This is a genomic window from Halobaculum sp. D14 (assembly GCF_051195135.1).
Classification (GTDB): Archaea; Halobacteriota; Halobacteria; order Halobacteriales; family Haloferacaceae; genus JBNTKA01.
In genome coordinates, this window is the sequence record NZ_JBNTKA010000001.1 from 358,966 (window position 1) to 370,994 (window position 12,029).

A 12,029-nucleotide genomic window follows, 5' to 3' on the forward strand; every position below is an offset into this window, starting at 1 on the left:
AAATTCCCTCAGATACGACCTCTAACGTCAAAAATAGCGGCCTCGGCACTCATAGGGCTCGTCGTCGCGCGGGTGCCACCCCGGCTCGGCCCGGTTGCCTCGTCATCGGCCACGTGGACGTACTCGCGGCTCGGTAAAAAGTACCGCGAGCCGCAGGCTTGAAACGGAGGGTGTCGTATGGAAGCGGTACCCAATGAGTCTCACCGGGTCCAACCGACTGTTCTGTCACGACTGTGGCAGGGCGTTCGAGTCCGAATCGGAGCTTCGACGACACGTACAGGGCGGTTCTGAGGAGTAGTCGGCGACCAGTCGGCTACCCGTCGATTCGTTCGCGTGCGGCCGCGACGAGCAGCGGAAGGTACACCGTGGCGTCGCCGTAGACGGAGGCGTTGCGGGCGTCTTTCTCCAGTTTCCCCCACGAGCGCGCCTCTTCCAGCGTGGCGCCGGACAGCCCGCCGGTCGCTTCGGGGTCCATCGTAATCTGGACGGCGTAGTTGTACGCGCGCGGCGTCACCAGCATCGTCTGCAGCGTGAAGTTCTTCGGGACGCCGCCGCCGACGAGCAGGCAGCCGGCGTCGTCGGCGTCGAACGCCTGGTCGGTGAGCGGCGTCATGTCGGCGAGCGCGTCGAGCGTCAGGTCGGCGGTCTGGCTGTACATCCACGCCTGCAGGCCGAGCACGGAGTCCTGGACGGCGGGGCAGTACACCGGGACGTCGTGCTCGTAGGCGGCGGCGGCCACGCCGGGGCCTTCCGCGACGTCGTCGCGGTCGTTGACGTCTGCGTTAGCGCGGCCGAGTTCGGCGCAGAGCTCGGCGATGCTGACGGCGCCGTCGCGGTCGACGAGCGGCGGGAACACCTCTTCGCGGAGGTGCGACTCGAACTGAGCGAAGTGCTCCTGCGGCAGGTAGACGTTGTAGATGCGGTCGACCTCCTCGTCGCGGAGCTGTTCGTCGTGTTCGCGCATCGACTTCCCGGCCTGATGCGTCTCGCCGTGGTGGTGTTTCCCGCCGATGGCTTCGATGGCGTCGTGGGTGAGGTTCGCGCCGGTGGTGACGAGCGCGTCGACGTGGCCGTCGCGGATGAGGTCGGCGACGATGCGGCGCATCCCGGTCGGCACCATCGCGCCGGCGAGCGACAGGAACACGGTGCAGTCGTCGTCGCTGAGCATCTCCGCGAGCACGTCCGCGGCCTCGTGCACCGACTCGGCGCCGATGCCGGCGTGGCCGTACTGGTCGACGAGCTCTGCGACGGTCATGCCGCCGGTGACGTCGGCGTGCCCGAGCGGGTCGTGGCTGAACGCCTCGCGGCTCGGCTCGCGGTGGCCCTCGTGGTCGGTCTCGTCGCCGTGTCCGCCGTCGTCTCCGCCGGCGGCGTCCTCGTCGCGCATGGTCGACGGTGCGGCCGCGAAGCGTTTGAACCGCGTGGTTTTCCGGCCGGACGCGCCCGTCGCGTCAGCAGTGGCCCGCCGGCACTCGGTTCAGCGGTCAGTCGGCGGTCAGTCGGCGGTCACCGGCTCGGCGTCGTCGGTCGCGCTCTCGCGATCGTCACCGCCGTCGGTGAGGCCGGCGAGGCCGTTGACCGCCATGACGACGAAGCCGCCCTTCGCGACGACGTCGAGGTAGACGAACACCAGCACCTCCGTCGCCGGCTGCAACAGCCCGAGGCCGGCCGGCCCGAGCAGCCAGACGACCGGGTAGAGCGTCCACAGCACGACCGTGACGTTCCGGAGCTTCTCGAACGTCGCGCGGCGACGCGCCGGCCGGAACGACGCGAGCGCCGGGAGCCGGACCACGAGTTCGCGTACGAGCGCGAGGAACGCGACGCCGCCGGCGGCGAACGCCGCGAACCGAATCGGCGTCGGAAGCAGCACGGCGGCGACGCCGAAGCCGATGACGAGCGCGTCGAACACCAACAGCCGGGCGAGCGCGGCGCGGCCGGCGTTCGTGAGCAGCCACAGGTAGCCCATCAGTAGCAGCGTCGTCACGAACCAGTCGGCGTACCGCAGCAGGTACAGCGGCCGGCCGCTGACGGTGACGGTGCCGACGCCGAACCGCATGCCGAGGTAGGCGACGGCGGCGACGGCCGTGATCGCGGTGAGAATCGCGTAGTGGGTGCGGTGCTCCGGGTCGGCGCGGGACTGCCACAGCGGCGGCAGCGTTCCGAGCGCCATCCCGGCGAAACCGACGGTGAGCCAGGTCTGTATCGTGAGTTCGAACATCAGTCGTCAGCCTCCGTTCGGGCCGCGGCGGTCGCGTGCGCGTCGACGCTCGCGGCGGCGTCGACGTCGAACTCGCCGAGGAGGCCGCGGAGCCGCCTGGCTCGCGTCGCCAGGTCGGTGGCCGCGGCGTCGACGTCGGCGAGCGCGTCGGTCTGTTCGTCGGTCTTCTCGGCTGCGCGCGCGGCTTCCGCCGTGGTCTGGTCGCCGATTGCGGAGACGTCCTCCGCCATCTCGACGACGGAGTCGACGGCGCGCGCCTGCTCTTCGGTCGCCCGCTCGATTTCGGCGAGGTCGGCGTCGATGCCTTCGACGTGGCCGGCGACGGTGGAGAGCGACTCGATGGCGCCTTCGACCGTCTCGACGCCGGCGCGGACGCGCTCGCCGGTCTCGCGCATCCCGCCGACGGTCTCCTCCGTCCGGGCCTGAATCCGCTCGATTCGGTTTTCGACCTCCTCGGCGGACTCTTTCGTCTCCTCGGCGAGCGCTTTCACCTCGTCGGCGACGACCGCGAAGCCGTCGCCGTCGGCGCCCGTCCGCGCCGCCTCGATGGAGGCGTTCAGCGCGAGCAGGTTCGTCTGCTCCGCGATGTCGGTGATGACCTCCGCGATTTCGCCGATCTCGGCGACCTCGTCGTCGAGCGACTCCAGTTCCCGCATCGTCTCGTCGGTGCGGTCGCGGACGGCGTCCATCTCGGTGAGCGCCTCCTCGGCGGTGTCCTGTCCGTCCGCGCCGGCGGCGGCCGCGCTGCTCGCGGTGTCCGCGACGGACTCGACGGTCGCGGCGACCTCCTCGGCGGACGCGGCGAGCTGAGACATCTCGCCTTCGACGTCGTGGAGGTGGTCGGCCTGCTCGTCGGCGCCCGTCGAGATTTCGGCGACGGAGTCGGCGACGGCGCTGCTGGCCTCCCGGGCCTCCATCGTGTTCTCGTCTGCGGTTTCGGCGGCGTCGACGACGTGCGCGGAGAACTGCTTGACGTCCGCGAGCGTCCCCTCGATTTCGGTGACCATGCCGTTGAACGCCTCGCCGATGGCCCGCATCGCGTCGCTGTCGGCGTCCGGGTCGACCCGGCGCGTCAGGTCGCCGTCGGCGACCGCCCGCATCACGTCCTCGTACTCCGCTGCGGTCGCCTCCAGCCGGTCGGCGGTCGCCTGCGCCTCGGACCGGGCGGCTTCGGCGTCCGACCGCGCCGCCTCCGCGTCGGCGAGCGTCGACCGGAGCGACCCCCGCATCGTGTCGAAGGAGTCGACGACGGTGCCGAACTCGTCGGCGCGCCGCGTCTCCATCTCCACGTCCAGGTCCCCGGCCGCCATCTCGTCTGCGCGCTCCGCGAGCCGGCGCAGCGATATCGCGGTGTTCGACCCGACGGTGACGCCGACGACTGCCAGCCCGATGACGGTGAGCAGAATCAGCCCGAGGATGCTCGACGTCACAGCGTCGCCGAGCGCGTACGCCGACGCCGCCGGCGTCCGCGTCACGACCGTCCAGTCGGTCTGCGAGAGCGACGCCGACGCGAGCACCTGCCCGTCCCGCTGCACGACGCCGTCGTCGCCGAGCACGGCGTCGGCGGCCGCGAACGGCGACGTGATCTTCGACGGGTTCGGGTGCGCGACGAACTCGCCGTCGCCGTCGACGACCATCGTCTCGCTGGCGGACCCGCCGGTGACCGCCGCCGCCTTCGCCTCGACGTTCACCATGTAGATGAGCGCGCGGTCGTCGACGCCGGGCACCGGCGAGATGACGGCGACCACCGGGTGGTCGACGACCGGCACCTCGAACGGCTGCGTGACGTACGTGTCGTCGGGGCCGGAGAACGACGGCGGCGACTCGGCGAACGGCGCGCCCTGCTCGGCGGGGCTGACGCCGACCATCTCCGCCGCGGTCGACGCCACGATGCGCTTGTCGCCGGTGTCGTAGTAGTGGACGGCGGCGACGCCGGACGGCAACACCCCGGTCTCTTGAAGCCGCTTCAGATGCTGCTTGACGCGGCCCGGGTCGCCGGACGTGACGGCCGGGTGCCGCGAGGTCAGCACGGTCTGTTTCTGTACGCCCGCGAGCCAGGTGTCGAGGGTGTCGGCACGCACCTGCGCCGTCGACGCCAATTCGGCGTTGACGTCCGACTGGAGCTGCTGGTCGGTCTGGACGTGGACCACGACGCCGAACGCGACGGTGAGCGAGACGACCACCAGCAGGGCGACCGTCAGCTTCGCCGCGTATCGTCGCTGCAGCCAGTCAGGTGTGAGTGCGCGCCACGCACTCGTGAAACTCATCGGACAACCACAGCAGGTCCTGCCCCTTGAAACCGGGGCGCCAAGTATCAACGACGATTTCGGCGCGACTACTCCGTGTTAAGGCTACCTCGGTCGTGCGCGACGCGCGAGCCGAATCGGGGCGACGAGCGCCGGGCGGCGAGGGCGGACGGCGGACCCGGTGGCTGCCGCCGACGGCCCCGCCTACAGCCCGGTCGGGTGGTCGACGAACACCGTCTCCAGCCCCCAGTCGTCCGCGAGCGCCTGCAGCGACTGCACGCCGAACGTCTCGGTGGCGTAGTGGCCGGCGAGGAACACGGTGACGCCGGCCTCGCGGGCCTCGTGGTACAGCTTCTGTTTGCCTTCGCCGGTGACGACGGCGTCGACGCCGGCGGCGGCGGCCTCGCCGAGCCAGTCCGCGCCGCTTCCGGTGACGACGGCGACGTCCTCGATGCGCTCCGGGCCGAAATCCAGCGTCTGCACGCCCTCGCCGTCGTGGTCGAGTTCGCGTTCGAGCGTCCCGGCGAGCTCCGGCGCCGTGTACGGCTCGGCCGCGGCGCCGCGCTGCCCGACGTACTCCGGGCCGAGTTCGCCGAACGGCTCGCGGTCTTCGAGTCCGAGGACGTCGGCGACGCCGGCGGCGTTCCCGAGCTCCTGGTGGCCGTCCAGCGGGAGGTGTGAGACGTACAGCGCGACGTCGTTCACGACGAGCGGCGCGATGCGGTGGTACTCCTGGCCGGTGACGCGGTCGAGGCCCCCCCAGACCAGTCCGTGGTGCGTCACCAGCACGTCGGCGCCCCGGGCCGCCGCGGCTTCGACGGTCGCCACCGCGGCGTCGACCGCGAACGCCGCCGTCTCGATTTCGCGGTCGTCCGGGCCGACCTGCAGGCCGTTCGGCGACGCGTCGAGGTCGGCGTACGCCGCCGTGTCCAGTTTCTCGTCGAGCCGCGCAGAGAACTCCGAGAGCTTCATCGTCATGCGGCGGGCTTCGACCGCGAGCGGCTTGTAGCCTGCGCGTCCCCGCGGTCGGTGACGTCGCCGGCGGAACCGTCGTCGCCGTCGCGGTCCGCGTCGCCGCCGGGTGTCAATCTCCGTCGCTGCCGGCGCGTCAGTCCGCGTCGCCGTCGGCGTGGCTGAACACGAACTCGCGGAGGAGCTTCGCGGCGAGGGCGGCGGTCTGGCCGTCGTCGCGGTCGTTCACCTCGACGACGTCGGCGCCGACACACCGGGGCGCGACCGCGCGGACGACGCGCCGCATCGCTCGCGGCGTCAGCCCGAACGGCTCCATCGTCCCGGTCCCGGGCGCGAACCCGGGGTCGGCGGCGTCGACGTCGACCGAGAGGTAGACGTCGCGGTCGCCGAACTCGGGGGTCCAGTCGGCGACGTCCGCCGGCGGGACGACGGTGACGTCGGGGGCGTCCGCGCGCTCCCACTCCTCGCGGCTCCCAGTGCGCGCGCCGAGCACGACCAGTTCGTCGACGGTCGCGTGCTCCGCGTCGGTGCTCGCGCTCTCGTCGCCGCTCTCGTCGCCGCCGTCGAGGCAGCGCCGCGCGACGCAGGCGTGGCTCAGCGGATTCCCGTCGTAGTCGTCGCGGAGGTCGAGGTGGGCGTCGAGCGTGACGAGGACGTCCGGGTCGGTGGCGCGGACGCCGCTCCACGTCACGGTGTGTTCGCCGCCGACCGTCACCGGGACGGCGTCGTCGAGGGCGGCGGCTCTGAGTTCGGCGGCGAGGTGGTCGAGGTAGTCGCCGACGGCGTCCCACGGCGGGACGTCGCCGGCGTCGTGAACCGCGCAGTCGGAGAAGAACGAGTCGGTCCGGCGGTCGTAGTCGTCGAACGGCTCGGCGAACCGCCGGACGCGGTCGGGGCCGAATCGGGTTCCCGGCTGGAACGTCGTCGTGGCGTCGAGCGGCGCGCCGACGACGACGTAGTCGGCGTCCCCTCGGTCCGCGACGGCGCCCGGGAACATCGGCTTACCCGAGGACTTTCCGCTGGCCTTCGTACTCGAGGTACTCGATGTTCTGGTCCGGCTCGAACTCCTCGTCCTCCGGGACGCGCATCGTGAACGTCTCGTAGGTGTCGAGGTCCATGATCTGGGCGTCCTCCCCGGAGACGGAGACGACCTGGCCCTGCTTCCGCTCGATTATCGGTACCCACACCTTCGCGTCCACCGGCTGGGACAGCGACCGCTTCTTGTCGTCGAAGACGCCCTTCCCCTCGATGCGGGCCTTCGCGCTGCCGTGTTTCCCCGGCTTCGCGGTGCTGTAATGGTTGATTTTACAGGGGGAGTCGTCCATCATGACGTAGCTTCCCTCCTGCAGTTCCCGGACCTGCTTCTGCTCTTTCGGCATACACCGGATTTCCCGCGGCGGCGGTATAAACGGTTTGATAGCGCGTCGCGGCTCCGCCCGACAGCGCGGCTTCCAGCCGGTTTCCCCCGGGATTCGCGGCTTCCGGCCGGCCGGGTCAGCCGCTGATGACGTCGCCGACGCGGGACAGCCCCTCCCTGAGTTCGTCGGTCTCGTGGCCGAAGCCGAGCCGAAAGTAGTCGTCGTAGCCGAACACGTCGCCCGGCGCCAGCACGACCGAGGCGTCCTCGACGACGGCGCGGCAGAACGCCCGGGAGCCGTCGAAGCCGTCCGGGACGGTGATGAAGCCGTTGACGCCGACCGGGTCGTGCCAGTCGAGGCCGTGGTCGTCCAGCCAGTCCGCGACGATGCCGTGGTGTTTCCGGGCGAGCGCGCGGTTCTCCGCGAGGATGTCGTCCTCCTGCTCGCCGAGCGCCTGCTTCGCGACGTGCTGGCCGAACAGCGACGGCGAAATCGTCGTGTAGTCCTTCCACCGCCACGCCGCGTCGACGACGTCCTGCGGCCCGGCGAGCCAGCCGAACCGGGTGCCCGCGAGCCCGTACGCCTTCGTCAGACTGGTCGTGGAGACGCCGTACTCGCCGAACGACGCCGCCGGCGGAATCGGCTCGTCCGCCAGCAGCCGGTACACCTCGTCACAGAGCAGGTAGGCGTCGTGGGCGGCGGCGACGTCGTACAGCTCCCGCATCACCGACTCCGGGTGGTACCGCCCCGTCGGATTGTTCGGGTTGTTGACGACGACGACCGCCGTGTCGTCGGTGACCGCGTCGGCGACGGCGTCGACGGAGAGCTCCCACTCCGGCGGCTCCAGCGGCACCCGCGTCGCGTCGCCGAAGGCGTCCGGGACGGCGTGCAGCGCCTGGTACGTCGGCGTCACGACCACCGCGTGGTCGCCGTGGCCGGCGTTCAGCAGCGACAGGAACGCGAGGAAGTTCGCCTCCTGCGTCCCGCAGGTGAACAGCACCTCGTCGGCCGACCGGCCGTACCGCGACGCGACGTCGGCGCGGAACTCGGGGTCGCCGTTCGTCGGAATCACGTACCCCAGCTTCCCCGGGTCGAGGTCGAACCGGTCGGCGCGGAGCGACCGGATTCCGGACTCCGCCAGCATGATGTCCGCCTCGTGTTCGTACTCCGCGAACCAGCGCTCCAGTTCGAACGGCGCGATGTCCATGCGCGGAGGTGGTGGCGGCTCCCGCTAAACGCTGCGGGTCCCGGAATCGGTCGCGTCGTCGACTCGGCGGCGCGTCCCGCGTCCGCGGCTCACCAGTCGATTACCTGCTTGTCGCGCCAGAACAGGCCGCCGGGGCCGTCGCGGAACCGGGCGAGCCACGCCGGGGTTTCGGCGCCGCGTTCCGGGCTCCGCGGCGCCTCCTCGCCGCCGAGTTCGGTGTCGACCCAGCCGGGACACACCGCGTTCGCGATGAGGCCGTCGTCGGCGTACTCGCCGTGGAGGTACTTCGTGAGGCCGTTCAGCGCGGTTTTGGTGACGCGGTACGCCGGCGAGCCGCCGCTCTGCGCCTCGCCGAGCGCGCCCATCCCGGAGGAGACGTTGACGATGCGGGGCGTCTCGGCGTTCAGCAGCGGCGGAATCGCGTACTTGCACAGCAGCATCGGGCCGCGGAGGTTCACGGAGATGGTGTGGTCGATGTGGGCGGTGCGCTCCTCGTGGAGCGGCTCGCCGAAGTGCCCGACGCCGGCGTTGTTCACGAGGACGTCGAGCCGGTCCTCGTCGTCGCCGACGCGGTTCAGCGCGTCTTGCACGTCGCCCTCCTGCGAGACGTCGAGGGTGAGCCGCCGCCACTCGTCGGGGATGTCGTAGGTGACGCTGCGGACGCCGGCGTACACCGTCGCGCCGCGGTCGGACAGCGAAGACGCGATTTCGCGGCCGATGCCGCGGTTCGCGCCGGTGACCAGCGCCACCTGCCCGTCGAGGTCGTCGTACAGCGTCGGTTCGGGCGTCGACTCGGCCGCGTCGTCGGTCATACGGCCCGCTTCGTGCTCCGGGGATTACGGGGTTTCGACACGGAGCCGCCACGGAAGCGGAGTCGGTTCGGGTCGCCGCGTTGCCGTGGCGGTGCCGGAGTCGGTCCCGCGTCGTCGCCGCGTTGCCGGAGCGCCTCCGGGTCGCGTTCGGGCGGGCGGCCTACTCGAAGTCGCGCCGCATCGCGATTTCGAACCACGGGCAGAGGCGGAGCTGGCGGTACCACTCCGGGTGCTCGTGGAGGTGCTCGTAGTCCACCCAGAGCAGCCCCGCGATCTCGTCTTCGTCCGGGTCGAGCGCGGTGTCGTCGAGCGTCACCTTCAGCACCGCACACACCTCCCACTCCAGTCCGGCGTTCTCGTAGTAGCGCTTGTACTCGAAGCGGTCCGTGACGCGCAGGTCGCCGTACTGGTCGGGGGTGACGCCGAGTTCCTCCTCCAGACGCTGCCGGGTCGCCTCCCGCTGGGTCTGCCCTTCGACCGGGTGGGAGGCGACGGTGCCGTCCCAGTGGGTGTCCCAGAGCCGCTTGCCGGGCGCGCGCTGGCCGAGCAGCAGCCGCCCCTCGCCGTCGAAGACGAGGCAGGTGAACGCCCGGTGGCGGATGCCGTCGCCGGTGTGCGCGTCCAGTCGGTTCACGGTCCCCTCGGGGTTGTCGTCGCCGTCGACGGCGATGACGTCCTGGAGCGCGTTCTCGTGGTCCGGCTCGCCGACCGATGCCTCCTCCGTCGCGTCGTCCGCCGCGGCGGCGTCGTCCGTGCTCATGCCTTCGGGTGCGTGAGGACGCACCATGATGGCTTCGCTTCCGCGCCCGGTCAGCCGAGGCGTTCGTCGAGAATCAGCCGCGTCTTCGTGCCCTCCACTTCGCTCATCTCTCTCGCGCGCGTGATGAGTTGGTTGACGGCGCGTGTGTCGACGCAGTCGACGATGAGCACGATGTCCTCCTCGCCGGACACCTGCCAGACGAAGTCGACCTCCTCCCAGTCTGCGAGCTGGTCGGAGACGCTGCTGGTGTCGACGTTCATGTCGACCGAGATTTCGACCATCGCCTTGACGTTCCCCGTGCGCGTAGTGACGGTGAACCGTTCGATGACGCCCTCGTCGGTCATCCGGTCGACGCGGTTCCTGACCGTGCCTTCGCTGGTGCCGACGCGGTCGGCGATCTCCGTGTACGGCGTCCGCGCGTCGTGTCGGAGGACGTTCAGGATTCGGCGGTCGAGGTCGTCCATGCACGTGGATGCGGCCGCCGACACAAACCGATTACGAATTTCGTAACGATGCTTCGAACGACGCACTTATTATCCAGGCCTGTGTATGTATCTCGTAATGGCGGACGCCTACGTCGCGCTCGCGGACGGCCGTGTCTTCGCAGGACGCGCCCGTGCGCCGGGCCGCACACGTGGTGAACTGGTGTTCACAACCGCGTACACCGGGTACGAGGAGAGCCTCACGGACCCCTCCTACGAGGAGCAGGTCCTCACGTTCTCCTACCCGTTGATCGGGAACTACGGCGTCCGAGACGAGCGATTCGAGTCCGGCTGCGTCCACCCGAACGCGGCCATCGCTCGCGAACTCACCGACGACGTCGCCGACTGGCTCACCGACGAGGGCGTGCCGGCCGTCGACCACCTCGACACCCGCGAACTCGTCACGTCCGTCCGCGAGGAGGGCGCGATGAAGTGCGGCATCGCCGCCGGCCCCGACGCGACGCCGGCCGACGCGAAAGCCGAACTCGCCGACTGCAAGGGGATGTCCGAACACACCGACATCGGCGCGCAGGTGTCGACGGACGAGCCGTACACCGTCGAGGCCGACGGCGACGTCGACGTCGCGCTCGTCGACTGCGGCGCGAAAGGCTCCATCGTCTCGTCGCTCACCGAGCGCGGCGCGACGGTCCACGTCCTCCCGTACGACGCGGACCCCGCCGACGTCGCCGCCGTCGAGCCGGACGTCCTGTTCGTCTCGAACGGCCCGGGCGACCCCGCGAACTTCGAGGCCGCACAGGCGCTCGTCGAGGAGTTCGCCGGCGAACTTCCGCTCGCCGGCATCTGCCTCGGCCAGCAGATCGTCGCCCGCGCGTTCGGCGGCGAAACCGAGAAGATGGCGTTCGGCCACCGCGGCGTCAACCAGCCGGTGCAGGACCTCGAAACCGGCCGGGTCGTCATGACGACCCAGAACCACGGCTACTCCGTCGCCGACCCCGGGTCGCTCGACGTCACCCAGGTCAACGTCAACGACGACACCGCCGAGGGGCTCGCGAGCGAACAGTACGACGTCATCACCCGCCAGTACCACCCCGAAGCGAACCCCGGTCCGCACGACTCGCTCGACTTCTTCGACGACGTGCTCTCGCTCGCGGAACGAACCGCCGAGCCCGTCGCGGCCGACTGACGCGGCTCCGACGCGACCCTGGAGCGCCCCCGAAGCGACTCCGACCGCCGCACCCGCCGTTCTCCTGTTCTTTCGACCCGCACAGCGCCGTTGCCGCGGTCGCCGCGCTGCTCGCCGTCGCTGTCGACGCGGTCGCCGCGCTGCTCGCCGCTGACCGCGGGGGTTCAGACGCGGTGCGCGAGCCACGACCCGACCGCGTCGCCGACGGCGTCGGCCTGCCCGACGAAGAAGTGGTCCGCGGCGAGTTCCGTCACGTCGGCGCCCGCGTCGCGCGCCGCGTCCACGACCGGCTCCCAGTCGGCGGTGTCGTCGCGGGCGCCGTAGACGACCTGCACCGGGCACCGGATCTCCGGGACGGCCGCGGCGCAGTCGAGGTCGGCGGCGAGCCGCGCCGTCGGCGCGAGCGCGGAGACCGCGGCGACCTCCGGGTCGGTCCGGTCGTCGGCGGCGGTGAGCAGCGCGACGCAGCCGCCGAAGCTGAAGCCGAACAGGCCGACCGACTCGTACCGGTCGGCGGCCCACGCGGCCGCGTTCCGGGCGTCGGCGCACTCGCCGTACCCTTCGTCCCACTCGCCGTAGTCGAACCGGAGGCAGTCGACGCCGGCGTCCGTCAGGGCGTCGCTCACCGCGCGGAGCCGCTGGTCGCCGCGGTGGCCGCGGTGCTGCGGATGCGGCGGGCACGCGACCACGCAGGCGTCCGCTGCGGCAGCAGCAGCGGCTTCGTCGGCGGTGGGTGCGGCGTCGGCGGCGCGGTCGAGGGTGGCGCGGACGTCGCGGCCGCCGGGAATCAGGACGGTGTCGTCGGTCACGGCTCGGCGTCCGCGGCGAGG

12 protein-coding genes are annotated in these 12,029 nt (G+C 71.2%); 1 reads left to right on the forward strand and 11 read right to left on the reverse strand.

The genetic code is table 11. The features are described 5' to 3' along the window. Positions 1-313: 313 nt before the first annotated feature. The 10 genes from ACQUST_RS01800 to ACQUST_RS01845 form a co-directional block, all read right to left on the reverse strand. Positions 314-1,387 carry a deoxyhypusine synthase gene (locus ACQUST_RS01800; RefSeq protein ID WP_435124236.1) on the reverse strand — a complete coding sequence of 358 codons (1,074 nt, stop codon included), beginning with the start codon at positions 1,385-1,387 and terminating at the stop codon, positions 314-316. A gap of 108 nt (positions 1,388-1,495) precedes the next feature. Then, entirely contained in the window at positions 1,496-2,218 is a 723-nt protein-coding gene (locus tag ACQUST_RS01805; protein ID WP_435124238.1) for a bacteriorhodopsin, read from the reverse strand. Beyond that, the gene (locus tag ACQUST_RS01810; protein ID WP_435124239.1) at positions 2,218-4,485 is read right to left on the reverse strand and encodes a methyl-accepting chemotaxis protein; all 2,268 of its coding nucleotides are present in this window, start codon (positions 4,483-4,485) and stop codon (positions 2,218-2,220) included. The genes ACQUST_RS01805 and ACQUST_RS01810 overlap by 1 nt, the downstream gene beginning before the upstream one ends. A gap of 183 nt (positions 4,486-4,668) precedes the next feature. Beyond that, on the reverse strand, positions 4,669-5,436 hold the full coding sequence (locus ACQUST_RS01815) for a Nif3-like dinuclear metal center hexameric protein (protein WP_435126079.1): 768 nt from the start codon (positions 5,434-5,436) through the stop codon (positions 4,669-4,671). Positions 5,437-5,572: 136 nt separating this feature from the next. After that, complete coding sequence (gene speB / locus ACQUST_RS01820) at positions 5,573-6,433, reverse strand: agmatinase (protein ID WP_435124240.1); 861 nt, start codon at positions 6,431-6,433, stop codon at positions 5,573-5,575. A gap of 4 nt (positions 6,434-6,437) precedes the next feature. Continuing rightward, the gene (locus tag ACQUST_RS01825; protein WP_435124242.1) at positions 6,438-6,815 is read right to left on the reverse strand and encodes a translation initiation factor IF-5A; all 378 of its coding nucleotides are present in this window, start codon (positions 6,813-6,815) and stop codon (positions 6,438-6,440) included. 115 nt (positions 6,816-6,930) lie between these two features. Further along, positions 6,931-8,001: an aminotransferase class I/II-fold pyridoxal phosphate-dependent enzyme gene (locus ACQUST_RS01830; RefSeq protein WP_435124244.1), complete on the reverse strand. Its 1,071-nt coding sequence runs from the start codon at positions 7,999-8,001 to the stop codon at positions 6,931-6,933. A gap of 89 nt (positions 8,002-8,090) precedes the next feature. Further along, a complete protein-coding gene (locus ACQUST_RS01835) occupies positions 8,091-8,813 on the reverse strand; it encodes an SDR family NAD(P)-dependent oxidoreductase (protein ID WP_435124246.1) in 723 nt (240 codons plus the stop codon). Between the two features lie 160 nt (positions 8,814-8,973). After that, a complete protein-coding gene (locus ACQUST_RS01840) occupies positions 8,974-9,573 on the reverse strand; it encodes an NUDIX hydrolase (protein WP_435124247.1) in 600 nt (199 codons plus the stop codon). 50 nt (positions 9,574-9,623) lie between these two features. After that, a complete protein-coding gene (locus ACQUST_RS01845; RefSeq protein WP_435124249.1) occupies positions 9,624-10,037 on the reverse strand; it encodes an Lrp/AsnC family transcriptional regulator in 414 nt (137 codons plus the stop codon). A 97-nt stretch (positions 10,038-10,134) separates the two neighbouring features. On the opposite strand from ACQUST_RS01845, the gene carA reads away from it, so the two are divergent. Beyond that, complete coding sequence (carA, locus tag ACQUST_RS01850; protein ID WP_435124251.1) at positions 10,135-11,199, forward strand: glutamine-hydrolyzing carbamoyl-phosphate synthase small subunit; 1,065 nt, start codon at positions 10,135-10,137, stop codon at positions 11,197-11,199. A gap of 164 nt (positions 11,200-11,363) precedes the next feature. Here carA and ACQUST_RS01855 read toward each other — a convergent pair whose 3' ends face one another. Continuing rightward, positions 11,364-12,008 (reverse strand): alpha/beta hydrolase, encoded by a 645-nt coding sequence (locus ACQUST_RS01855; protein WP_435124253.1) that lies wholly within the window; start codon positions 12,006-12,008, stop codon positions 11,364-11,366. Positions 12,009-12,029 lie beyond the last annotated feature (21 nt).